Origin of the sequence: Burkholderia sp. Leaf177, from assembly GCF_001424345.1 — a bacterium.
Lineage (GTDB): Bacteria > Pseudomonadota > Gammaproteobacteria > Burkholderiales > Burkholderiaceae > Caballeronia.
Map to the genome: position 1 here is coordinate 370,501 of NZ_LMPF01000001.1, position 22,354 is coordinate 392,854.

Below are 22,354 nucleotides of genomic sequence, written 5' to 3' on the forward strand. Positions count from 1 at the left end.
GAATGCATATGTCGTTGCGGTATCCCGTCATGTGCACGGGTCCCGCAGCGGGGAGAAGAAAAGTGAAAAAGTTCGTCCCGTTTCTGGTTGCAGCAGCCATCGGCGCAGGCTTCGCGAGCGCTGCCCAAGCTCATGTATCTGTAGGTATCGGCATTGGGGTGCCGGCTTATCCGGTCTATGCCGCGCCGCCGCCGCCCGTGTATTACGCGCCGCCGCCCGCTCCGGTGTATTACGCTCCGCCCGTGGTTTATGCGCCGCCAGCGGTGGTGGTTGGTGGCGGCTACTACGGCCGGCCGTATTGGGGTGGCTATCACGGCGGGTACGGTTACCGCGGCGGTTATCGTGGCGGATATGGCGGATGGCGTCATTGATTGCCGGCTTGGCGAATTAGGCCAAACCACTGTTCGATAAAAAGCGGCGCAACACGGCTCGACCGGTTACGCCGCTTTGCTTTTGTACGGGTTAATCGAGTTAATCGAACGTTAGCCATTCGGTCAGCTTTTCAGAGGCATCGCTATTTTGGGACAATGGCGTTCCTTCCCAACCGCCGCCCGATCCAGATGCCACTCCTTCCAGCTCCCTCTTATGCCGACGTAACCGATGCCGCCGAGCGCATTGCCGGCGCCGCGCACGGCACGCCTGTGCTGACTTCGCGTACGGCCGACGCGCTTACCGGCGCCAGCTTGTTCTTCAAGTGCGAAAACTTCCAGCGCATGGGCGCATTCAAGTTTCGCGGCGCATTCAACGCGATCTCGCATTTCTCCGATACCCAGCGCAAGGCCGGCGTCCTGACCTACTCGTCGGGCAATCACGCACAGGCGATTGCGTTGTCGGCGCGAATCGCCGGAATAAAGGCGACCATCATTATGCCGGAGGACGCGCCCGCCGCAAAAATGGAAGCCACGCGCGGTTATGGCGGCGAGGTGATTACGTACGACCGGTACTCGGAGGATCGTGAGGCTATTGGCACGAAGATCGCCGAGGAGCGCGGCATGACGCTGATTCCGCCCTACGATCATCCGCACGTGATTGCCGGGCAGGGAACGGTTGCAAAGGAGCTGATCGAAGAGACAGGGCCGCTGGATTACCTGTTCGTGTGTCTCGGCGGCGGCGGGTTGCTAGCCGGGTGCGCGCTGGCGGCGGCCGAACTCAGTCCGTCGTGCACGGTGATCGGCGTGGAACCGGAAGCAGGGAACGACGCCCAGCAGTCGCTTGCGCGCGGTGAGATCGTGCATATCGACGTGCCGCGTACCATTGCCGATGGCGCCGCGTCCACGCATGTCGGCCACTACAACTTTCCTATCCTGCAGCGCCTCGTGGACCGGGTTGTGACCGTGAGCGACGACCAGCTTGTCACGACCATGAAGTTCTTTGCCGAGCGCATGAAGATGGTCGTCGAGCCTACCGGTTGCCTCGCGGCTGCGGCGGTTCTTCAGAACGTCGTGCCCGTGGCTGGCAAGCGCGTTGGCGTGGTGATCAGCGGCGGCAATGTGGACATGGTCCGGTTCGCCGGGTTTATCGGCTGATATGGGATTGGCGGCGTCAGACCGGCGCGCCGCCGTTCAGGATCAGGTCGCGGTATCCATGCACGATCACGCTGTACGAGAAGTAAGCGAACAGCACCGCCGATAAAACGTGGCAAGCGCGCAGCAACGCCGTTCCCGCGCGCTTGCGGCCATGACTTGCGAGCGTGCAGATAAATACGGTCCACGCAAGGCCGCCGAAGAGGAATCCCGCGAGGAATATCGATGCGCTCATTTTGCCGGTAGCGCCGGCTTTCGCGATGAGCGCGCCGCCCACCGCGGCGAACCACAAAATGGCGCTCGGCGATGAAACCGCGAGCAACACGCCGCGCAGAAAGCTGCGCAGATGCGAGGGTCGCGATGTGGCGACATCGGCTTCGCCTTCGACCGGCGGCGCCGATGCCGGATAAAGCGCCTCGCGCGCCATCTTGAAGGTGAGAAACAGCAGCACGATCGAACCGCCGATCCACACGACCCAGCGCACGGCATCGAACTGAAGCAGCGCCGCCATGCCCGCGAGCGCCAGCGCGGCATAAATCAGGTCGCCGGCGCACGTGCCGAGGCCCAGCATCATGCCGGGTTTGAAACCGTGGGAAAGCGTCAGCGAGATGATCGCGACGTTTGCAATACCGATATCCAGACACAACGACAACGAGAGAAAAAATCCATCCGACAACAACGGCAACGCGTGCATCCAGGCTTGTCCCTTCTTGATTGTTGTTAAGTGAGGCAGTGATTACACGCGTTCAAGCGGTACGGAGATCTCAAGCCGCCCTGTTTCAATACCCATCGTGTTGCTCATTCGCGGATTGCGATAAGCACCGAGCTTCTCGCGTTGTGCGCCGGTGCCAATGTCGAGTTGCCTGAGCACGTCCATCACGATTGCGTAAAGTGCTGCGTTGTTGCCGTCCTCCACTTTCACCGCAATGCCCAGGGCTTCTCGCGAACCCGATGCGCGCACGCCGATCGCATAACTCGCCTCGGCTCCGACTTTGCCGACGAGTTCGCCATCGAAGGCGCGCATCAGCGCGGTACAAAAGCGTCGTTCGCCAGCGACGAGTTCCGGATACGTGGTCATCGCGCGATAGATCCGGGCGAGGGCGGCCGAGCGCTGCGAGGTTTGCTCACCCGAGCTGGCGTCCGCGATCCTGACGAACAGCCGCGCGAGCCGGTCCAGCGGAAAAGCCGGCGTGGGCAGGTTGCATCCGTCGATGGCCCAATGCACGCCATCGTCTGGAAGATCGCAAATCTCGGCCATGATCCGCTTGACCTGGACTTGCATAGGATGATCGGGCAAGTGATAGTCCGCGATCGCCGCGCCCAGCGCCTGCGCGCCCGCCAGCATCCCCGCGTGTTTGCCCGAGCAGTTGCTGCACACGCCCGTTGGCGTGAAGTCGCGTTTGATCCAGTCTTTCCAGACCGCGTCCGATAACGGCGGATGGCCGCCGCACCGAAGATCGGCTTCGGTTGCGTGCGCCTTGGCGAGCATCGCCTGAACGCGTTCGATGTGCCGCGGCTCGCTGTTATGCGATGCGCACATCAGGGCGAGGTCGGCGTCATCGAAACCAAAACGTTCGAGCGCGCCCGTTTCCAGCACGGCCAGCGCTTGCGCGGGTTTCGCGGCGGACCGCGCGAGCGTCATACGCAACGGATCGCCGAACGCATATAACAAGCGGCCCTCGGCATTGACCACCGCGACGTGCGCGGCGTGCGTGTTTTCCACCGATTCCCCACGATAAACCGTCGCCGCAATGCTCATGAACGTGTTCCTCCTGTAAAGCCGATCTCGTCCCAGAGGGCATCCACGCGGCGCTTGACTGCGTCGTCCATTACGATTGGCCGGCCCCATTCGCGATCCGTCTCGCCCGGCCATTTGTTCGTGGCGTCGAGCCCCATCTTCGATCCGAGCCCTGCTTTCGGCGACGCAAAATCCAGATAGTCGATCGGCGTGTTATCGACGAGCACGGTATCTCTCGATGGATCGATGCGCGTCGTGATCGCCCAGATCACTTCCTTCCAGTCGCGGATGTTGACGTCCTCATCGACCACCACGATGAACTTCGTATACATGAACTGCCGTAAGAAGCTCCAGACGCCGAACATCACGCGCTTGGCATGGCCCGGATAACTCTTCTTGATCTGCACGATCGCCATGCGGTAGCTGCAACCCTCGGGCGGCAGATAGAAGTCCGTGATCTCGGTGAACTGTTTTTGCAGCAGCGGCACGAACACTTCGTTGAGCGCCACGCCGAGGACCGCGGGTTCATCGGGCGGCTTGCCTGTATACGTAGAGTGATAAAGCGCGTCTCGGCGCATGGTGATCTTCTCGACCGTGAAGACCGGGAACCACTCTTGTTCGTTGTAGTAACCCGTGTGATCGCCATACGGGCCTTCGAGCGCGTGCTCGTATTTGCCCGACGCCTGATTCGATGGCCTCGGCGGCGCGCCTTCGGGCGCTTGCGGCACGGGACCATCTTGCGGATAAATGAATCCTTCCAGCACGATCTCGGCGCGCGCCGGAACCTGCAATGTGTCCACGCCTGGCGTCAGGCACTTCGCCAATTCCGTCTTCGCGCCGCGCAGCAATCCGGCGAACTGGTATTCCGACAGCGAATCGGGCACAGGCGTCACGGCGCCGAGAATGGTTGCGGGATCGGCGCCAAGTACAACGGCCACCGGATATGGCTTGCCCGGATTGGCAAGCGCGAATTCCCTGAAGTCGAGCGCGCCGCCTCTGTGCGCGAGCCATCGCATGATGAGCTTGTTGCGCCCGATCAGTTGCTGCCGGTAAATGCCGAGGTTCTGCCGCGTCTTGTTCGGACCGCGCGTGACGGTGAGTCCCCATGTGATCAGCGGCCCGGCGTCGCCCGGCCAGCATGTCTGAATTGGAAGACGCGCGAGATCGACGTCCTGGCCTTCCCACACGATCTCCTGGCACGGCGGCGAACTGACTGTTTTCGGCGCCATGTCCCACACGGCTTTGGCAAGCGAGAACAGCTTGCCGGCGTCCTTCAATCCCTTTGGCGGCTCGGGTTCCTTGAGCGCGGACAGCAATCGGCCGACATCGCGAAGGGACTCGAGCGCGGCTTTATCGCTGAGAAGACTGGGGTCTGAAGCGGCCTGCGCTTCCGTTTCGATACCCATTCCCAGCGCCACGCGCCGCGGCGTGCCGAACAGGTTGGCCAGCACCGGCATGGAGTGTCCGGTCGGTGTTTGAAACAGCAACGCGGGGCCGCCCGCACGCAACACGCGATCGGACAACTCGGTCATTTCAAGAACGGGGGAAACGGGCTGCTTGATGCGGCGCAACTCGCCGAGCGTTTCAAGGCGGGCGGTGAAGTCGCGCAGATCTTTGTATTTCATCGGCTGAAGAGTCGGGGCCTGCAAGGAAAGGAGGACTAGAGCCGGGGCGCTCGGATGCCCCAAGCGCGCGCGGGCGATTGTCGATTTTACCTGTGTTGATGTCGGTACGTCAGGTCACACAACGGCACAACTCGGACTCAGCCGCTGGAAAACCGCTTGGGAAGGTGGTTTGAGCCTCCTGAACACTGTTCATAATAACCAGAAGTAATAGGTTTTACATTTCTCAGCATTGACGGATCATTTGAGGCTGCTAGAATCCATCGACATTGACAACACCGAATGAAACTTTTTACCAGTGCCGCGGGTCTGTTGAAACGACGCTTTGCGTCACCCGGCCGGATTGTTCCGGTAAGTAGTGGCATTGGTCTTCTCGCCGGCGCTCTTCTTCGCCGGTTTTTCGCGTGGTGGCCTGTGTGCGCGCCCCGGCATGTTCTTCGTGCTGCGCGCACCCGGAATCGAAGTATTCCGGTTAGGGCTGTCCCAACGGTTTGTGCCGTTTTCCCGATACCGCTCGTGGGCTGTCCCAGAGCTGGCGGTATCGATTTCTGCGTGGCGTAGCGGTTTTTAACGTTTACATCTGTAGAAATCAATGCATTTGGGAGCTCCAATGAATGCTTGGTTTTCGTGGCGTCCTGACGCTGGCTTAGCGCTGTATCTACGCGCCGGGCTACGTCGCGCCAAACATATGAGTCTTACCGTGTTCAGCCTGGTCGGCTGCGCGGCCGTGGTTACGGCGCTTGCGCTGTGGCTGCTTCCCGCCTGGCGCGGTTCCTTCGCCGCAAAGTTGATGCCGATGGTTTCCGCCGCTGTCCAGGCCGGCCCGGCGCGTTTGCTTGCCGGCCAGCCTTTGCCGCCGTTTGCAATCGGTCATCAACGTGAAGAAGCATTGCGTAACGGCGAAGCGACGTCGCTCGGCTCGGCTGCCAGCGACGACGACAGCGCCCGCAAGCTGACCGGCGGGCTGAGCCTGGCGGTGTCGCCAAACGGGCTCGACCCGCGTACCTTGCCGACGGTTTCCACGCTCGCGAGCGCAATCTCGTCGCAGCGTGTGGTAGCCGATGCACGCGACGACCGCGTGCTGGTTTCATCGCGGGAACAGAATCTGGTGGCGAATTTCATTGCGCGGCGTTATCACGTAGCGCAAGACCCAGTGAGCGAACTGGTGCGTGCAGCGTTCGATACCGGCCGCGAAGTCGGCCTCGACCCGCTGCTGCTCCTTTCGGTAATGGCTATCGAATCGGGCTTTAATCCCTACGCCGAGAGCGGCGTGGGCGCACAGGGCCTCATGCAGGTCATGTCGAAGGTTCACTCAGACAAATTCGAGTATTTTGGTGGTTCGCACGCCGCGCTTGAGCCGCTCGCGAACATCAAGGTGGGCGCGCTGGTGCTGAAGGATTGCATCGCGCGTGGCGGTTCGGTGGCTGGCGGCCTGCGGTTTTACGTAGGTTCGACATCGCAGGACGACGGCGGTTACGGCGCTAAGGTTCTCGCCGAGCGCGCACGTCTTCGTGACGTCGCTCGCGGCCGCAACGTGCCGATCAACGCGCCGCAAGCGCCGGCACAGCCGGTTGCGCCGAAGACGGTGGTGGCGTCGGCGAATGCGTCGGGTAATGGTTCCACGGAAAAGCGGGTGCATTTCACGCTTGACGGTGTTCCGCCGATCGCGGCGCCTGCCAAGACTACGTCGCCGCAAGCGAGCGATCGCAATGAAACCGACGACGCCGCGGCGCAAGCCAAGCATGAACACGGCGGGTCGTGGGAGTTCGGCGCTTAATCAGCCGTTGCACAAATAAAAAAGCCGTTCCTGCATCAGGCTGGAACGGCTTTTTTAATGGCTGAATGGCTTCGCGAGGCGGCGACGGCTAGACCCGGAACAACGTCCCGAGACGCTGCACGGCTTCTTCCAGTTTCGAATACGCGGTCGCGTACGACAACCTGATGTAGTCCCGCGGCGCGTGAACGCCAAAATCGTTGCCAGGAACCAGCACCACACCGGCATCGTGCAACATCGAACGCGTCAGAGCCGTGCTGTCGCCGGCGGCCGGATGCGCGACGTGGCGCGTATCGGCGTAAACGTAGAACGCACCATCCGGGATCACGGGCACTTCGAACCCGAGCGTGCGCAACGCCGGCACGATGAAATCGCGTCGGCGAGCAAATTCCAGCCGCCGTGACTCATAGATGGCAAGCGTGGCTGGCTCGAAGCAAGCAAGCGCCGCGTGCTGCGCAAGCGCGGACGCGCAAATGAACAGGTTCTGCGACAGTTTTTCGACCGTCGATACCATTTCAGGCGGCACGACCAGCCAGCCGAGCCGCCATCCGGTCATGTTGAAGTACTTCGAGAAGCTGTTCACCGTGACGACATCGTCGCCGAGCGAAAGCGCCGATACCGGCTTCGCGTCGTAACTCAAGCCCTGATAGATTTCATCGACGATGGTAAAACCGCCGTGCGACCGCACGACATCGACGATTTTCGCCAGCTCCGCCGGTTCGATGGACGTCCCCGTCGGATTGGATGGCGACGCGAGCAATACGCCCCGCGTAGCAGGCGTCCAGTGCGCTTCGACCTGTGCCGCGGTCAGCTGGAACCGCTCGGCCGGACCGCTCGGGATCAGAACCGGACGGCCTTCAGTCGCCGCCACGAAATGGCGGTTGCACGGGTAGCACGGATCGGGCATCAGGACTTCGTCATCGCGATCGACCAGTGCCGTGCACGCCAGCAGCAACGCCGCCGATGCCCCCGCCGTCACCACAATGCGCGCCGGATCGATATCGAGTCCGAACACATCGCGATAATGACCGGAGATCGCCTCGCGCAGCGACGCCAGCCCGAGCGCGTTCGTGTACTGCGTAACGCCGCGCCGCAACGCGTCGGTGGCTGCCGCTATCACCGGTTCGGGCGCCGTGAAATCCGGCTCGCCGATACCCATATGGATGATGTCGCGCCCCGCGCGTTCGAGCGCCTGCGCTTCTTTTGCCAGTTCCATCACGTAGAACGGCTCAATGGCGTCAACGCGCGCGGCGTAGCGAATCGCTTTCCGCGAGACCGCGCGCAATGGGTCCTTGGCGAAATTCATCAGCTTCGTTGGCCGCGGCCTTGTGCTTCGGTCGGACGCAACTGGACGGCAAGTTTGTCCAGCACGCCGTTCACGTATTTGTGGCCATCAGAGCCGCCGAAGGTCTTGGTCAATTCGATCGCTTCGTTGATCACCACGCGATACGGAATGTCCAGGTGATGCTTGAACTCGAACGCGGCGACCATCAGCACCGCGCGTTCGACCGGCGAAAGCTGGTCGAGCGGCCGGTCGAGGCACGGCTGGAGTTCGGCGGAAATGATGTCCGCTTCCTTGATCACGCCGTGGAGCAGGGCGTCCAGATGCTCTTGGTCCGCTTTATCGTAACCTTGCGCGCCGCGCAGCTGCGCGTCGATCTCGCCGCCGGGCGAAGCCGACAGCAACCATTGGTAAAGCCCTTGCGTCGCGAGTTCGCGCGAGCGGCGTCGAGCGCTTTTCATGCACGGTCCTCGTCGTCTTCGTCTTCATCGTCGCCGCCGAGCTGTTCCAGCGCGACCGAAAGGTTGGCCATTTCGACCGCCACGCGCGCTGCGTCGCGGCCCTTTTCCGTCATGCGGGCCACGGCTTGTTCGTCGTTTTCGGTAGTCAGGACGGCGTTTGCGACCGGCGTGCCAAAGTCGAGCGCGATGCGCGAGATTCCCGCGCCGCTTTCGTTCGATACCAGCTCGAAGTGATATGTCTCGCCGCGGATCACGGCGCCGAGCGCGATGAGTGCATCGAATTGACCCGATTCAGCCAGCTTTTGCAGCGCCAGCGGAATTTCGAGCGCGCCCGGGACGGTGACGAGCAGCACGTCTTCACCGATCACGCCAAGCCGTTCGAGTTCTTCCGTGCAGGCATCGACGAGGCCATTGCACACAGGTTCGTTAAAGCGCGATTGCACGATGCCGATGCGCAATCCGTCGCCGTCGAGGTTCGGTTGATATTGTCCGATTTCCATTATTTATCCGTTTTCAGTGTTTTACGTGTGGTGTTGAGCCGGCGAGCATTCAGTCAGACAGAGCGCAAATGAGCGATCGAAGCGGCATCGCCGGAATCCGTGGATGGCGTTGCAGGGCAGCCGGGCATGGGAATGAAACCCGTCACTTCGAGTCCGTAACCGGACATGCTGCCGAGCTTGCGCGGATTCGACAGAACCTGCATCTTGCCCACGCCCAGTTCACGCAGAATCTGCGCGCCGATGCCGTAAGTCTTGAAGTCGATCGGCCGGCGCTTTAGTTCAGCCGCTTTATCTTCCTGTTCGAACGCCTCGAAGACATCGACCAGGTGCTCTTTTGTATCGCCGCAATTGAGCAGCACGATCGCGCCCAGGTCGCGCGCGGCGATTTCCTTCATGGCGGCATCGAGCGTCCAGGAATGCGTGGACGAATCCACTTCCAGCAGATCCAGCACCGACAGCGGCTCATGCACGCGCACCGGTGTTTCGCGATCCGGCGCGGGACGACCGCGCACCAATGCGATATGCGGCGAACCGCTCGGCTGATCGCGATACAGCACCGCCCGGAACGCGCCGTGCGCCGTCTGCATGGTGCGTTCGGCGACGCGCTGAACGATCGATTCAGTTCGCGAACGGTAATGAATCAGGTCGGCGATCGTGCCAATCCTGATGTCGTGCAGCTTCGCAAACTCGATCAAATCGGGCAGGCGCGCCATTTCGCCGTCGTCGCGAATCACTTCGCATATCACCGACGCCGGCGTCAAACCCGCCAACGCCGTCAGGTCGCAACCGGCTTCCGTGTGTCCTGCGCGAACCAGCACGCCGCCGGGTTGCGCCATGATCGGAAAAACGTGGCCCGGCTGAACGATGTGTTCCGCTTTCGCGTCGGGCGCGACCGCTGCCTTGATCGTGCGTGCGCGATCCGATGCCGAAATTCCGGTCGTCACGCCCTCGGCTGCCTCGATGCTCACCGTGAACGCCGTGCCGTATTGCGTGCCGTTTTTCTGCGTCATCAGCGGCAGGTTCAATTGGCGTGCGCGGTCCGGCGTGATGGTCAGGCAGATCAGCCCACGGCCGTGCCGCGCCATGAAGTTGATCGCTTCCGGGGTCACGAAATCGGCGGCGATGACGAGATCGCCCTCGTTTTCGCGGTCTTCTTCGTCGACGAGAATCACCATCCGGCCTGCTTTCAGCTCAGCGATGATCTCTGGAGTGGAGGCGAGCGTCATTGCGATGGTCGTCCGTTCGGGAAAGGGCGTATTTTACGCCACCGGGGAGGGCAACGCGGGGGTTTTGCCGGTTTCGAGGCGTGCCGGGCGTCAGACGGAAGCGGGCGGTGCCGAGGTCGATATCGAGTCACTGCCTGCCGAGTCAGTCAGGCGGGAAGCGAATCTGCGAAAAGTGCCTTCCCGCGAGGATCGCCTTGCGCGCGATTTGCGCCGATGAATCAATCAGACCTTGTTGCTCCAGAAACATGAGATAGGCGCGAGTGGAAACTTTCCGGCAATTGTTTGGAACCAGAAAGCTGGCGCGCGCGATCTTGTGATCCTCGAACAGGAAAACGCCGGTCCGCTTTTCGTCGAGGCCAAGGCCATTCATGGCTTCCTGGATGGCTAACTCGCCAAGATTGGCCTTACGGGCCGGGGCGGCTTTGTCGAACTGCATGTAATGGTGGAAAACTTTGGTCTCGACAACGGCCACGCCGTTTTCGCGGACCCAGGCAGCAATTCGCTCACTTGTAGGCGTCTGGTTGCGCGTTACTTCGTGCAGCACCATATCGACCAGTTCTACAGACCAGCCTGGTACGAGCAAAAGGTCGAGCGCATCTGCGTAGGCGAGCGTGATCAGCGGCCCTGCATCAGGAAGCAGGGTGGTATTGGCCGGCATCGATTATTTGCGCAGCGCGTTCAGGTCGTCGATCATGCCGCTCACAGTGGCTTCGGGTAATCGCGGCATAGGCAGATGAGCTCGCGCCATGAGCAGGAACAAGTCCTCGTCGCTGTCGATACCGAGCGCCAGCATGGCCTGATTGTCGTCGATACGACCAAGCGAAAAGTCGAGCAGCGTGCGGAAGTTCTGGTTGTTGCCTGCTTCCGCCGCTTCGAAAGTTTCGACCAGATAGCGCAGTTCGGCGTTAAAAAGTGCGTTGATCGACGTATCGGACTTTGCCGCGAGAATCTTGGCGCGCTTAAGCAGTTCCCGATCGACTGCGCCGGTGAAATTGACCGTCTCCGCCATCACGCACCTCTTCGTTGAATAGGCGAAAACTTTAGCACATAATCATGTGTTACACATAATTATGTGTTTCTAATTCGCTGTTTTCGATGCGCTTAGAATCCGCTCCACATACCGCGCGATCAAATCGATCTCCAGGTTCACCTTCGAACCCGCCTTGAGATACCGCAGGGTCGTCACTTCCACCGTATGCGGGATCAGGTTGATCGAAAACTCGCATCCATCTGGCCGATCGGTCACGCTGTTCACCGTCAGGCTCACGCCATTCACCGTCACCGAGCCCTTGTAAGCCAGGTACTTGCCAATATCCTTCGCCGCCATGATCCGCAGCTCATGCGATTCACCGACGGGTTCGAAGCGCGTCACTTCGCCCAAGCCATCCACGTGTCCCGATACCAGATGCCCGCCCAGCCGGTCGTGCGCGCGTAGCGCCTTTTCCAGATTGACATCGCCGGGTTGCGAGAGGCCGGCCGTCTTGTTCAGGCTTTCCCGCGAGACATCGACGGCAAACGATCCCGCCGATTTTTCGATCACGGTCATGCACGCACCCTGAATCGAGATGCTGTCGCCGAGTTCGACGTCCGCGAGCTCCAGTCCGCCCGATGCAACCGTGAGGCGCACGCCGGTATCGGCATCGGCGGGGGAGCCGAGCGGGGTAACGGCTTCAATGCGGCCGACCGCCGCGACAATTCCTGTGAACATGCTGGAAATTCCTTAGGAGTGGTGCGTTAGCTAATAGGTTGCGCGTGCGCTTTCACGTCGGCAAAACGCGCGAGGATCCGCACGTCGTCGCCCATCCGGTCTATGCGATGAAACCGCAAATGCGGCCGCGCTTCGAGTGTCCCGGGCGGCGTGAAGTCGAACATGCCGGGCGCGTTGCCAAGCAAACTCGGCGCGAGATAGATCAGCAATTCATCGATACAACCTTCCCGCAACAACGAGCCGTTCAGCTTGTGCCCGGCTTCCACATGCAACTCGTTGATACCACGGTCGGCGAGAATGCCGAGCATTGCCGGAAGATCGACCTTGCCGTGTTCATTCGTAAGCGGCGTGAACTCGATACCTCGTTCACGCAGCGCATCGGCTTTCGCGGGATCGGGCTCGGCGCCGCAAAAGATCCAAGGCGGCGCGCCTTCCAGAATCCGTGCTTCGAGCGATACATCCAGCCGGCTATCGATCAACACGCGCTGCGGCTGGCGCGGCGTGTCCACCGCGCGCACCGTGAGTTGCGGATCGTCCTCGCGCACAGTGCCGATTCCCGTCAGGATCGCGCATGCACGCGCCCGCCACGCGTGGCCATCGGCGCGCGCGGCTTCGCCAGTGATCCACTGGCTGTCGCCGTTCGGCAAACCCGTCCGGCCGTCGAGCGTGGCCGCGACTTTCATGCGCACCCACGGCCGGCGCCGCGTCATGCGCGACACGAATCCGATGTTCAGTTCATAGGCTTCGTTGGCGAGCAGGCCGCAGCGCACATCGATACCGGCATCGCGGAGAATCGCCAGCCCGCGCCCGGAAACAGCCGGATTCGGATCTTCCATTGCCGCAATGACCTTCGCGACCCGCGCCTCGATCAGTGCGTTCACGCACGGCGGCGTGCGGCCGAAATGACTGCACGGCTCCAACGTCACGTAAGCGGTGGCGCCACGCGGATCGTGGCCGCGGGCGCGCGCGTCTTTCAGCGCGCGGATCTCGGCGTGATCCTGGCCGGCAGGCTGGGTGAATCCTTCGCCGATGACATCGCCGTCCTTCACCAGCACGCAGCCGACGCGCGGATTCGGCGTGGTCGTGTACATCCCGCGCGCGGCCAGCGCCAGCGCGCGCTCCATGTGCGAGAAATCGGTCTGCGAGAACATTGCGGCGGCCTCCTTTCTTCTTTCTGCTTTCAGCTTGAAACGACTTGAGCGACTTGAGCGGCCTGAGCGACTCAGGCAGCAAGCCGGCCAAAGGCGCTGCGGGCGGCATCGAGTGTGGCGTCGATCACGGCGTCGTCATGGACGATCGAAACAAAGCCCGCCTCATACGCCGATGGCGCGAAGTACACGCCCGCATCGAGCATTTCATGGAAGAAAGCATTGAAGCGTTTCGTGTCGCTTTTCGTGACCTCGGCGAAGCTCGCCGGAATGCTCTCGGCGAAGTAAAGACCAAACATGCCGCCGATTGCGTCGGCCGAGAACGGCACACCGGCTTCCTTGGCGACGGCAGCGAGGCCATCGGCGAGACGGCGCGTTTGTTTTGTCAGCGTCTCGTAGAAACCCGGCGCCTGGATCAGTTGCAGCGTCTTCAAGCCGGCCGCGACCGCGATCGGATTTCCCGACAAGGTTCCCGCCTGGTAAACGCCGCCGAGCGGGGCGAGATGCGCCATGATGTCCCGCCGGCCGCCGAACGCCGCAGCGGGCATGCCGCCGCCGATCACTTTGCCGAGGCACGTGAGGTCCGGCTTGATGCCGTAGACCTCTTGCGCGCCGCCTAGCGCAACGCGAAAACCGCACATGACTTCATCGAAAATCAGCACCGAGCCGTATTCATCACAACGCGCGCGCAAGGCCTGAAGGAATTCCGGCGAGCCTTTCACGAGATTCATGTTGCCGGCCACCGGCTCCACGATCACCGATGCAATCTCCCCGCCGAACGCGGCAAACGCCTCGTTCAACTGCTCGACGTTGTTGTATTCGAGCACGGTAGTGTGTTTGGCGATGTCTGCCGGAACGCCCGCCGAGGTTGGGTTGCCGAACGTCAGCAGCCCCGATCCCGCCTTCACGAGCAGGCTGTCTGCGTGGCCGTGATAACAGCCTTCGAACTTGATGATCCGGTCGCGCTTCGTAAAACCGCGCGCGAGGCGCAGCGCGCTCATGGTCGCCTCGGTGCCGCTCGAGACCATGCGAACCTGTTCTATCGACGGAACCAGTTTGCAGATCTCTTCGGCAATCTCGATCTCGGATTCGGTGGGCGCGCCGAACGAGAAGCCGTTTGCCAGCACGCGCTGGACTGCGTCGAGCACTTCCGGATGCACGTGACCCAGAATCATCGGCCCCCATGAACCAATGTAGTCGATGTACTGCTTGCCATCGGCGTCCCAGAAGTACGCACCGTGTGCGCGTTCGATGAACCGCGGCGTGCCGCCGACCGAGCGGAACGCGCGCACGGGCGAATTCACGCCGCCCGGAATGGTTTTCTGGGCGCGTTCGAAGAGAGCTTCATTTCTGGACATGACTGGACCTGCGCTGGATGACGGGTTCGGCTTGAGAGGGCTGCGCCGCGGGCTTTTGATCGGAACCATCGAGTTCGATCGGGCGTCGGGAAGTGGTCCGGCGCGTCGGCACGGCTGCAGGAAATCAGGCTGAAATTGTACCGGAGTCGCCCGGATCAGGCCGCAAGGGCGGCAGTTCTGGCCGCCGTACGCAAGGTTCGCCAAATCCGGGCGCGTACAATGCTTACATTTTTAAGGCTTCGTTTAAGTCTGTTTTTGCGCGCCGCGCGCGATTTTCCCGGCTTCCGATCGAGTTTTGCGGCCCGCGTGCAACCAGCTTCTGCCTTTCTTCCAAGTTCCTTCTCGCCACTCATGCCCGAAATAATCAAGCGCCGTTCCGACCGCCGGCTGATCCTTCTTCTCGGTGCGCTCGCGGCGTGCGGTCCGCTTTCCATCGATATGTATTTGCCGAGCCTGCCGGCTCTCGCCGATGCATTCGGCACGACGCCGGCCGCCGCGCAGATCACGCTGACCAGTTTCATGCTCGGGTTCTCGCTCGGCATGCTCGTGTACGGACCGCTGTCGGACGCTTATGGGCGTCGGCCCGTCTTGCTCGGCGGCATCATTTTGTATGCGCTTGCAAGCGTGGGATGCGCGCTGTCGTTTTCCATCGATTCTCTTGTCGTGCTGCGCTTTTTGCAGGCGCTCGGGGCGGGGTCGGCGTCCGTGCTGGCACGGGCAATCGCTCGCGATGCCCACGCGCCCTCAGATGCGGCACGCGTGTTGTCGATGCTCGCAATCGTGACGTCGATCGGGCCGTTGCTCGCGCCGTTGATCGGCGGGCAATTGCTGCTGCTCGGCGGATGGCGCGCGGTGTTCGTCACATTGTCGTTGTTCGGGCTGGTGTGCGCCGTGACGACGTATTGGCGCGTGCCCGAAACGTGGCCGCGCGAGAAACGCGCTTCCTCAGCGGTCGGGCGCTCGTTTGCCGCGTACGGGCATTTGCTCAGCGATCCCGTTACCTGGGGGCACATGCTGTGCGGCGGGATGGCGTTCGCGTCGATGTTCGCGTATATCACCGCGACGCCGTTTGTTTATATCGACTACTTTCATGTGAAACCGCAGCACTATGGGTTCTTCTTCGGAATGAACATCATCGGGATTATTGGATGGAATGTGGTCAATACACGGCTGGTCGGAGTGCTCGGGTCGCCGAAGCTGATTTCGATTGCTTCGTTTGTTAGTGTCGTTGCCGCGCTTTGTACGGCGTTTGTTTGTATTACAGGGTTTGGCGGGTTGTGGTCGATCGTTGGGTGTTTGTTTTTTGTCGTGGGCGTAGTGGGGCTGCTTTCGGCGAATTGCACGACGGATCTCATGCATCGGTATCCGAGGAATGCGGGCGCCGCAGCGGCGGTTTTTGGGGCGGTGCAGTTGGCGTTGGGTGCTGTCGCCAGTCTGGCTATCGGGATGCTTCACGATGGCACGCCGAAAGGGATGGGGATCGTTATTGCCGTGACGGGGGTGTTGACTTTTGCCGGGCGGACGCTGGTTTTAAGGTGGCATGGGACGCCGGTTAAGGTGCGGGAGTAGGGCGTAGTCGTTTGCGGGTGGGGTTCCTGCTTTTTAAGCTTTCGCGAGTTCCCTGTTTTCTGTTCTCTCTAGCACTGTTAGCCACTGTCCGTGGCGGGACTTCATTTCTTTGTCCAAACGGCGACAAAGAAACGAAGCAAAGAAAACGCCTCTCAACCGCTAATTCTTCAACTGCTTGGCACGCAAGAAGTACCCTCAGCGTATAACCGCGTCCTGTCGAAACCCTCCCCCTCCGGCATTAGATACCCACACGCTTCGCCACCAGTGTGGGTAGCCATCAATACGGAAACCAACCTTGGCTGGAGGTATTTGCTCTCTGCGTGTTTCGGTTAGCCAATCGTCCTTTTCAAGAATGTGAATGTCGTGGCTTCTACCCTCGCGATGCTTTCCGCTTCCACGCCCGCGCCATGTCCGCCATCACGATTTTCCAGATACCAGACACGTTCATGGCCCTGCGACTGCATTTTCGCGGCCATCTTTCGTGCATGCCCCGGATGCACCCGATCATCCGTCGCCGATGACGTGAACAACGCCGGCGGATAATCAACTCCCGCTTTCACGTTCTGGTAGGGCGAGTAGGTCGCAAGGAAACGCAAGTCGGCAGCATCGTCAGGATCGCCGTACTCATCTATCCACGATGCTCCCTGCAACAACAAATGGAACCGCGCCATGTCGAGCAGCGGAACCTCCGATAACACCGCCCCAAATAACTCCGGCCGCTGCACAAGCATGACGCCCGCGAGCAAACCGCCATTACTGCCACCACGCACAGCAAGCTGTCTCGATGTCGTTACGCCCGATGCCACCAGTGCCTCCGCAACGGCAATGAAGTCGTCGAAGGCAACCTGGCGCTTTTCCCGCTGCGCCGCCTGATGCCAGTCCGGCCCGAACTCGCCGCCGCCACGAATGTTCGCGACCGCGTACAGACCGCCGCCCTCGAGCCATGCCATGCCAGTGGTCGCGTCGTAGTGCGGGTCGAGCGCAACCTCGAAACCACCGTAGCCATATAGCAAACACGGCGCCGATCGCTCACCTTTGATGTTCTCTTCGCGGCCGACCAGCCAGTAGGGAATCTGCACGCCATCGGGCGCCACGGCGTGCCGGCGTTCCGCGACAAGACCGGTTGCATCGAATTGAGCCGGAAGGCGCGCGAGCAATTGCCATTCGCTTTCGGGCGCGGCCAGATCGGCGAAGTACAACGACGGCGGACTCAGGAAATGTTCGACGTGCACGAGCACGGTGTCGTCACGTTTGCTGTCGATGGAATCCACGTACGACTGGCTCGCAGCCGGCAACGCAAAATCGCGGCGGGTCCAGTCGCCCTTCAGGTCAACGGGCGGCGCAAACAACTCGACGTGCGGCGAGCCATCGTTCATCTGCGATACAAGCAGCCAGTGCTTCGTGAAGTCGATATCAGCAAGCACGTTGCGGCCCGACGGCGCGAACAGCACGGTGAAATCGCGATCGCCATTCAGGAAAGCGTCGCGGCGGATAACGAGCAACGATCCGCCGGCATGGACGCGGCCGTTGACGCTGTACGGTTCGCGCGGTGTCACGAACAGCCAGCCGTTCCAGTGTTCAAGTTCGGCGTGAGGCGGGACATCGTATTGTTGCCACTCGCCGGTGGTTTCATCGAGCCAGTATTGCAACGTCTCGAAAAACGATGTCGCGCGCGACGCGAGGTGCAAATTTTCGAGTTGATCGTAATCCACGCCCGCCGAGACATCGCGGCGCTTGCCTTCGAATACGATAGGCGCATCGGCCAGCTTCGTGCCGCGCTTCCATTTGCGCGCCTGACGCGGAAAGCCGGAGGTGGTCAGCGCGGGTTTCTTGCTGTGCGCGCTATCGTCCCAGCCGACGTACACCGTGTCGCGATCGATCCACGAAATACCATGCTTGCCGACATCGGGAAGCGCGAATCCGTCCGCCACGAAGGTGCGTAGTTCGATGTCGAATTCGCGCACGAGACACGCGTCCGAGCCGCCCGGCGACAGGCTCACTAGCGCGCGGTCCCAGGTGGGATAAAGCATGTCGAAGTCGTGCAGGGCCCAGCGGGTTGCATCGGCGGGATTGTTGTTGAGATCGAGCTTGTCGACATCCAGGATGATCTGCCATTCCGCCTTGCCCGCAAGCCATGCAGCCCACGGTGTTCGACGCACGATGCCAAGCGGATTCGCCTCGTCCTGCCACGTGTTGTAGCCCCAGTCGCCATATCGCGAGCACGACACGATGCGTTCCTGCGACGTGTACGCTTTTTTCAGGCGCGCGGTGAGCGCATCGGTTTCGGGCGTCTTGCCGAACGCGTTTGTCGTGCGCGCGTTTTGCGCATCGACCCATTGATCGACGCGGGCGTTATCGAGCGCCTCGAGTTCGATGAACGGATCGGCATCTGTGCCGGCGGGCCATTCGAGTTCGGGATGTCGGCTGAAGAGAGAGTCTGTCATGTGGAGAGGCGCGCCTGCGTTGGATTGCCGGCAGAACGCCGACCGTGTTCGTGATGCGAAGCGGCGATTGTGCCTGATGACGTCACGGGACGCGGCGGCGAGCGAATTCCCACGAAAAATTGGCAGCAATTGCGATTTGCTGAAACTGATCAAGACCGACGCGATTTCGGAAAAATCCGATTCGATTGTGAAACGATTCGAAGGATTATTGCGTAGACGCACTAAAAATAAATAAATGTTCGACGTTTCGAAACTTAAGTATCCCTTTGATTTGAAGCGGCAAAGTAATGGCCGACTGCAATACTTTTACTAGGATAACAAACGATGACAACTGCAAAAGTTGGTGAAAAATGCCCGAAGGGCGGTGTCTGGTCTCCTAACGGAAATTCAAAAGTCACACGTTCAATCGGAATCGGCAACGTAATGCCGCCGACGCCAAACGGAGAGCCCTATTGGGTATTGGTAACGCCAACGGGCGACAGGTAATAGATTCGGGCGCAACTATCTATGCGCATGGCCTTGCCCCGCCGTTTCCAAGTTATCGGGATCGGCGCGTCGGCACAGCACCGGTAAATAAATTGGTCCCCACTACTGACCATTCTTTCCATAAGGAACACAAAAACATGAAAGAACCTGGACTTGATGACCGTCACCGGAACGAGGATGGCCGGATCAGACAAAAACGCAGCGATACCAAGAATGAAAACCTACCACGGCCGATTCCCGGGTTTCAACCTGACACTACTCTCGAAGAAATGCGAAGAAAGACAGGAAAGACAAGCGAGAAGGATGTGCGCGACGAAGCCAAACGCCGCCGATGACGCGACGCGTGAGTTAAAAATTGTTTTTGCACTTCACACATGAAAAAGCCGCGCAGCCCTTCCGGTCTGTGCGGCGTCCAGCCAACCTTTTCTAGCTATCAAGCCAACCGTTCTTCCGTTTTCGCATCGAACAGCACTGCCTTCGATACGTCGAACAACAGCGTCATGTTCGTCAACGGTTGCGGGTTCGCTGCCGGATGCACGCGGCTCACCACGCGTTTGCCGTTCACTTGCGTGAACACGAGCGTGTCCGGTCCCGTCGGCTCGATCACATCGATCTTGACTTCAACCGGCTGCAATCTCGCGTCTTCAACGTTGTGCGCGCTGCGGGCATCGGTAATGCGCTCCGGACGCAAACCGAGAATTACGTTCTGCCCGATCTTGCCGCGCACGGCTGCGGCATCGAAAGGCAGGTTCAGCACGGTACGCGATACACCCGTGTCGAGTTCGATACCCACGCCCGATCCGGCCTCGACCAGCTTGCCATCGATAAAATTCATCGGCGGCGCGCCAATGAAACCCGCCACGAACAGGTTCGAAGGCGAATCGTAGATGTCCTGCGGCGCGCCGAACTGCTGCACCACGCCGTCCTTCATCACCGCAATCCGGTCGCCGAGCGTCATGGCTTCAATCTGATCGTGCGTCACGTACACGATCGTCGTGCCAAGGCGCTGATGCAGCAACTTGATTTCCGAACGCATTTCAATACGCAGCTTCGCATCGAGATTCGAGAGCGGTTCGTCGAACAGGAACATGACCGGATCGCGCGCCAAAGCACGGCCCATTGCCACGCGCTGACGCTGACCGCCGGACAACTGGCCGGGCTTACGGTCGAGCAGATGCTGAATTTGCAGCGTGTCGGACACGCGCTTCACGATCGCGGCCTGTTCGTCCTTCGGCACCTTGCGAATGTTCAGGCCGAACGAGATGTTCTCGCGCACGGTCATGGACGGATACAGCGCGTACGACTGGAACACCATCGCAATGTCGCGATCTTTCGGCGAGAGGTTGTTCACCGTCTTGCCGTCGATCATGATGTCGCCCTTGGTGACCGTTTCCAGCCCGGCGATCATGTTGAGCAACGTGGACTTGCCGCAGCCCGAACCGCCGACGAGGATCAGGAACTGACCATCCTCAATGTCGATGTTCACGCCCTTCAGAACGGGGACGCCGTTCGCATAAGTCTTGTATACGTCGCGGATTGAAAGGCTTGCCATGCTATGAATCCTTTAATGTCTCTGCGCTGAGTGTGGTCGTCCGCGCATCTGTTGATCTTTTATCGCGGGCGCCGTTCAGTCGTTGACGACGCCCCGCGGAAATCAGCGATACGGCTAGCCCTTCACCGCGCCCGCTGTCAGGCCGCGCACGAAGAACCGGCCGGCGACCATGTAGACGAGGAGGGTGGGCAGAGCCGCGATGATCGCAGCAGCCATGTCGACGTTGTATTCCTTCACGCCCGTCGATGTATTCACGAGGTTGTTCAGCGCAACCGTGATCGGCATTGAATCCACGCCCGAGAACACGATACCGAACAGGAAGTCGTTCCAGATCTGCGTGAATTGCCAGATCAGGCAAACCATGAAGATCGGCAACGAAACAGGCAGCAGGATCTTGGTGAAAATCGTGAAGAATCCAGCACCGTCAATACGCGCCGCCTTCACCAGTTCCGCCGGAATGCTCACGTAGAAGTTGCGGAAGAACATGGTCGTGAACGCAATGCCGTAGACCACGTGCACGAGCACGAGACCAGTCGTTGTATTTGCCAGCCCGAGCATGCCTTGCAGGCGCGCCATCGGCAAAAGGATGGCCTGGAAGGGGATGAAGCAGCCAACCAGCAACAACGTGAACACGAGGTCCGCGCCGCGAAAACGCCAGTGCGTGAGCACGTAACCGTTGAACGCACCGACTATCGATGAAATCAGAACCGCCGGAATCACCATGCGCACGGAGTTCATGAAGAACGGTTCCATGCCGTCGCAACGCACGCCGGTGCACGATTGCGACCACGCCTTGACCCACGGCGCGAACGTGAACGAAGTCGGCGGCGTGAGCAGGTTGCCGGTGCGCAACTGGTCGAGGTCCTTGAAGGACGTCGAGAGCATCACGTAGATCGGGAACAGGAAATACAGGGCAAACAGGATCAGCGCCGCATAGATGACGGCGCGGCTGATCGTCATCTTAGATTCCATTGCGGGTGCTCCTCGATTCCAGATACATGAGCGGCACGAGCACGGCGACGACGGTTGCAAGCATCATCATCGACGAAGCTGCGCCCACGCCGAGCTGACCGCGGTTGAACGAAAACGTGTACATGAACATGGCCGGCAGCGACGACGACGTGCCCGGACCGCCCGCGGTCAATGCAACCACGAGGTCGAACGTCTTGATGGTGATGTGGCAGAGAATCAGCAGCACGGAGAAGAACACCGGACGCATGCTGGGAATCACGATCTTCCGATAGATGCGCGGCAACGATGCACCGTCCATCTGCGCGGCCTTGAAGATTTCGCCGTCCACGCCGCGCAAGCCAGCCAGGAACAACGCCATCACGAATCCGGTCGATTGCCACACGGCCGCGATCACGACACAGAAAATCGCTTTGTCCGGATTGCCGAGCCAGTCGAACGAAAAGCTCGTCCAGCCCCAGTCGTGGAACACTTTCTCGAGTCCCAGGCCCGGGTTCAGAATCCATTGCCACGCCGTACCCGTCACGATGAACGACAGCGCCATCGGGTACAGAAAGATTGCGCGCAACGCACCTTCATTGCGGATTTTCTGGTCGAGCAGGATGGCGAGGAACAGCCCGAGCCCGACGCAGATTCCAATGAATGGAATGCCGAACCAGCCGAGGTTCGCGGCGGATGTCCACCAGACGTCGTTGGAGAACAGCTCGGTGTATCGCTGGAAGCCGACGAAATCGTAGCGCGGCATCAGTCGCGAGTTCGTCAGCGACAGATACCCGGTGATCAGAATGAAGCCATACACGAACACGAGCGCAATCAACACGCTGGGTGCGAGTACTAGCTTGGGAATGTATGTATCGGCAAGCGCCGCCATGGGCGACGTGCGGCGGGGCGGGGTGCGCGATGTCTTGCTCGCGATACCGCTAGGGGAGGCAGCCACTTCTCGACTCCTGAAAATTTGCCGGCAAGAGTCTCAGGCCGGAACAGGTTTACAGCG

Annotated in this window: 21 protein-coding genes; 5 read left to right on the forward strand and 16 right to left on the reverse strand. The window is 60.6% G+C overall.

Going from position 1 to position 22,354, the window contains the following annotated elements:
• The first annotated feature begins 62 nt into the window (after window positions 1-62).
• The gene (locus tag ASG35_RS01700) at window positions 63-371 is read left to right on the forward strand and encodes a hypothetical protein (RefSeq protein WP_056352878.1); all 309 of its coding nucleotides are present in this window, start codon (window positions 63-65) and stop codon (window positions 369-371) included.
• A 189-nt stretch (window positions 372-560) separates the two neighbouring features.
• The gene (locus ASG35_RS01705; protein WP_056352880.1) at window positions 561-1,526 is read left to right on the forward strand and encodes a threo-3-hydroxy-L-aspartate ammonia-lyase; all 966 of its coding nucleotides are present in this window, start codon (window positions 561-563) and stop codon (window positions 1,524-1,526) included.
• A gap of 16 nt (window positions 1,527-1,542) precedes the next feature.
• Here ASG35_RS01705 and ASG35_RS01710 read toward each other — a convergent pair whose 3' ends face one another.
• Genes ASG35_RS01710 through ASG35_RS01720 form a run of 3 tightly spaced genes read right to left on the reverse strand, consistent with a single transcriptional unit; the run spans window position 1,543 to window position 4,886 of the window.
• Window positions 1,543-2,217, reverse strand: a complete 675-nt coding sequence (locus ASG35_RS01710) for a LysE family transporter (protein WP_056352079.1) — start codon at window positions 2,215-2,217, stop codon at window positions 1,543-1,545.
• Window positions 2,218-2,259: 42 nt separating this feature from the next.
• Entirely contained in the window at window positions 2,260-3,282 is a 1,023-nt protein-coding gene (locus ASG35_RS01715; RefSeq protein ID WP_056352082.1) for an asparaginase, read from the reverse strand.
• Window positions 3,279-4,886 (reverse strand): UbiD family decarboxylase, encoded by a 1,608-nt coding sequence (locus ASG35_RS01720; protein WP_056352084.1) that lies wholly within the window; start codon window positions 4,884-4,886, stop codon window positions 3,279-3,281. The genes ASG35_RS01715 and ASG35_RS01720 overlap by 4 nt, the downstream gene beginning before the upstream one ends.
• A 607-nt stretch (window positions 4,887-5,493) precedes the next feature.
• On the opposite strand from ASG35_RS01720, the gene ASG35_RS01725 reads away from it, so the two are divergent.
• The gene (locus ASG35_RS01725) at window positions 5,494-6,660 is read left to right on the forward strand and encodes a transglycosylase SLT domain-containing protein (RefSeq protein ID WP_056352087.1); all 1,167 of its coding nucleotides are present in this window, start codon (window positions 5,494-5,496) and stop codon (window positions 6,658-6,660) included.
• Window positions 6,661-6,748: 88 nt separating this feature from the next.
• Here ASG35_RS01725 and ASG35_RS01730 read toward each other — a convergent pair whose 3' ends face one another.
• From ASG35_RS01730 to hemL, 9 genes are all read right to left on the reverse strand, one after another.
• The gene (locus tag ASG35_RS01730; protein WP_156392942.1) at window positions 6,749-7,963 is read right to left on the reverse strand and encodes a pyridoxal phosphate-dependent aminotransferase; all 1,215 of its coding nucleotides are present in this window, start codon (window positions 7,961-7,963) and stop codon (window positions 6,749-6,751) included.
• Window positions 7,963-8,400 (reverse strand): transcription antitermination factor NusB, encoded by a 438-nt coding sequence (nusB, locus tag ASG35_RS01735; RefSeq protein WP_056352089.1) that lies wholly within the window; start codon window positions 8,398-8,400, stop codon window positions 7,963-7,965. Before nusB ends, ASG35_RS01730 begins: the two co-directional genes overlap by 1 nt.
• Window positions 8,397-8,900 carry a 6,7-dimethyl-8-ribityllumazine synthase gene (ribH, locus tag ASG35_RS01740; protein WP_047896193.1) on the reverse strand — a complete coding sequence of 168 codons (504 nt, stop codon included), beginning with the start codon at window positions 8,898-8,900 and terminating at the stop codon, window positions 8,397-8,399. Before ribH ends, nusB begins: the two co-directional genes overlap by 4 nt.
• Window positions 8,901-8,953: 53 nt before the next feature.
• The gene (gene ribBA, locus ASG35_RS01745; RefSeq protein ID WP_056352092.1) at window positions 8,954-10,126 is read right to left on the reverse strand and encodes a bifunctional 3,4-dihydroxy-2-butanone-4-phosphate synthase/GTP cyclohydrolase II; all 1,173 of its coding nucleotides are present in this window, start codon (window positions 10,124-10,126) and stop codon (window positions 8,954-8,956) included.
• 142 nt (window positions 10,127-10,268) lie between these two features.
• Window positions 10,269-10,784, reverse strand: a complete 516-nt coding sequence (locus ASG35_RS01750; protein WP_056352095.1) for a hypothetical protein — start codon at window positions 10,782-10,784, stop codon at window positions 10,269-10,271.
• Window positions 10,785-10,787: 3 nt separating this feature from the next.
• Window positions 10,788-11,135 (reverse strand): hypothetical protein, encoded by a 348-nt coding sequence (locus ASG35_RS01755; RefSeq protein WP_056352097.1) that lies wholly within the window; start codon window positions 11,133-11,135, stop codon window positions 10,788-10,790.
• A gap of 69 nt (window positions 11,136-11,204) precedes the next feature.
• Complete coding sequence (locus ASG35_RS01760; protein ID WP_056352100.1) at window positions 11,205-11,834, reverse strand: riboflavin synthase; 630 nt, start codon at window positions 11,832-11,834, stop codon at window positions 11,205-11,207.
• A 26-nt stretch (window positions 11,835-11,860) separates the two neighbouring features.
• Window positions 11,861-12,985, reverse strand: coding sequence for a bifunctional diaminohydroxyphosphoribosylaminopyrimidine deaminase/5-amino-6-(5-phosphoribosylamino)uracil reductase RibD (gene ribD / locus ASG35_RS01765; protein WP_056352102.1), 1,125 nt, complete (start codon window positions 12,983-12,985; stop codon window positions 11,861-11,863).
• Window positions 12,986-13,056: 71 nt separating this feature from the next.
• Complete coding sequence (gene hemL, locus ASG35_RS01770; protein WP_056352105.1) at window positions 13,057-14,340, reverse strand: glutamate-1-semialdehyde 2,1-aminomutase; 1,284 nt, start codon at window positions 14,338-14,340, stop codon at window positions 13,057-13,059.
• Window positions 14,341-14,691: 351 nt separating this feature from the next.
• Between hemL and ASG35_RS01775 the strand changes: the two genes are divergently transcribed.
• Window positions 14,692-15,909: a Bcr/CflA family multidrug efflux MFS transporter gene (locus ASG35_RS01775; RefSeq protein ID WP_056352106.1), complete on the forward strand. Its 1,218-nt coding sequence runs from the start codon at window positions 14,692-14,694 to the stop codon at window positions 15,907-15,909.
• A gap of 329 nt (window positions 15,910-16,238) precedes the next feature.
• Here ASG35_RS01775 and ASG35_RS01780 read toward each other — a convergent pair whose 3' ends face one another.
• Window positions 16,239-18,353 (reverse strand): prolyl oligopeptidase family serine peptidase, encoded by a 2,115-nt coding sequence (locus tag ASG35_RS01780; protein ID WP_056352884.1) that lies wholly within the window; start codon window positions 18,351-18,353, stop codon window positions 16,239-16,241.
• 623 nt (window positions 18,354-18,976) lie between these two features.
• On the opposite strand from ASG35_RS01780, the gene ASG35_RS31165 reads away from it, so the two are divergent.
• Window positions 18,977-19,174: a hypothetical protein gene (locus ASG35_RS31165; RefSeq protein WP_156392943.1), complete on the forward strand. Its 198-nt coding sequence runs from the start codon at window positions 18,977-18,979 to the stop codon at window positions 19,172-19,174.
• A 98-nt stretch (window positions 19,175-19,272) separates the two neighbouring features.
• Here ASG35_RS31165 and ASG35_RS01785 read toward each other — a convergent pair whose 3' ends face one another.
• The 3 genes from ASG35_RS01785 to ASG35_RS01795 all read right to left on the reverse strand — a co-directional run bounded on the left by ASG35_RS01785 (window position 19,273) and on the right by ASG35_RS01795 (window position 22,231).
• Window positions 19,273-20,391 carry an ABC transporter ATP-binding protein gene (locus ASG35_RS01785; protein WP_056352109.1) on the reverse strand — a complete coding sequence of 373 codons (1,119 nt, stop codon included), beginning with the start codon at window positions 20,389-20,391 and terminating at the stop codon, window positions 19,273-19,275.
• 114 nt (window positions 20,392-20,505) lie between these two features.
• Window positions 20,506-21,363: a carbohydrate ABC transporter permease gene (locus tag ASG35_RS01790; protein ID WP_200945673.1), complete on the reverse strand. Its 858-nt coding sequence runs from the start codon at window positions 21,361-21,363 to the stop codon at window positions 20,506-20,508.
• Window positions 21,353-22,231 (reverse strand): carbohydrate ABC transporter permease, encoded by an 879-nt coding sequence (locus tag ASG35_RS01795; protein ID WP_156392988.1) that lies wholly within the window; start codon window positions 22,229-22,231, stop codon window positions 21,353-21,355. Before ASG35_RS01795 ends, ASG35_RS01790 begins: the two co-directional genes overlap by 11 nt.
• Window positions 22,232-22,354: the final 123 nt, after the last annotated feature.

Coding starts and splice junctions, on each gene's coding strand:
- ASG35_RS01705 (WP_056352880.1), top strand. CDS start 561: ATGCCACTCCTTCCAGCTCCCTCTTATGCCGACGTAACCGATGCCGCC.
- ASG35_RS01710 (WP_056352079.1), bottom strand. CDS start 2,217: ATGCACGCGTTGCCGTTGTTGTCGGATGGATTTTTTCTCTCGTTGTCG.
- ASG35_RS01715 (WP_056352082.1), bottom strand. CDS start 3,282: ATGAGCATTGCGGCGACGGTTTATCGTGGGGAATCGGTGGAAAACACG.
- ASG35_RS01720 (WP_056352084.1), bottom strand. CDS start 4,886: ATGAAATACAAAGATCTGCGCGACTTCACCGCCCGCCTTGAAACGCTC.
- ASG35_RS01725 (WP_056352087.1), top strand. CDS start 5,494: ATGAATGCTTGGTTTTCGTGGCGTCCTGACGCTGGCTTAGCGCTGTAT.
- ASG35_RS01730 (WP_156392942.1), bottom strand. CDS start 7,963: ATGAATTTCGCCAAGGACCCATTGCGCGCGGTCTCGCGGAAAGCGATT.
- nusB (WP_056352089.1), bottom strand. CDS start 8,400: ATGAAAAGCGCTCGACGCCGCTCGCGCGAACTCGCGACGCAAGGGCTT.
- ribH (WP_047896193.1), bottom strand. CDS start 8,900: ATGGAAATCGGACAATATCAACCGAACCTCGACGGCGACGGATTGCGC.
- ribBA (WP_056352092.1), bottom strand. CDS start 10,126: ATGACGCTCGCCTCCACTCCAGAGATCATCGCTGAGCTGAAAGCAGGC.
- ASG35_RS01750 (WP_056352095.1), bottom strand. CDS start 10,784: ATGCCGGCCAATACCACCCTGCTTCCTGATGCAGGGCCGCTGATCACG.
- ASG35_RS01755 (WP_056352097.1), bottom strand. CDS start 11,135: ATGGCGGAGACGGTCAATTTCACCGGCGCAGTCGATCGGGAACTGCTT.
- ASG35_RS01760 (WP_056352100.1), bottom strand. CDS start 11,834: ATGTTCACAGGAATTGTCGCGGCGGTCGGCCGCATTGAAGCCGTTACC.
- ribD (WP_056352102.1), bottom strand. CDS start 12,985: ATGTTCTCGCAGACCGATTTCTCGCACATGGAGCGCGCGCTGGCGCTG.
- hemL (WP_056352105.1), bottom strand. CDS start 14,340: ATGTCCAGAAATGAAGCTCTCTTCGAACGCGCCCAGAAAACCATTCCG.
- ASG35_RS01775 (WP_056352106.1), top strand. CDS start 14,692: ATGCCCGAAATAATCAAGCGCCGTTCCGACCGCCGGCTGATCCTTCTT.
- ASG35_RS01780 (WP_056352884.1), bottom strand. CDS start 18,353: ATGACAGACTCTCTCTTCAGCCGACATCCCGAACTCGAATGGCCCGCC.
- ASG35_RS31165 (WP_156392943.1), top strand. CDS start 18,977: ATGAAAGAACCTGGACTTGATGACCGTCACCGGAACGAGGATGGCCGG.
- ASG35_RS01785 (WP_056352109.1), bottom strand. CDS start 20,391: ATGGCAAGCCTTTCAATCCGCGACGTATACAAGACTTATGCGAACGGC.
- ASG35_RS01790 (WP_200945673.1), bottom strand. CDS start 21,363: ATGGAATCTAAGATGACGATCAGCCGCGCCGTCATCTATGCGGCGCTG.
- ASG35_RS01795 (WP_156392988.1), bottom strand. CDS start 22,231: ATGGCGGCGCTTGCCGATACATACATTCCCAAGCTAGTACTCGCACCC.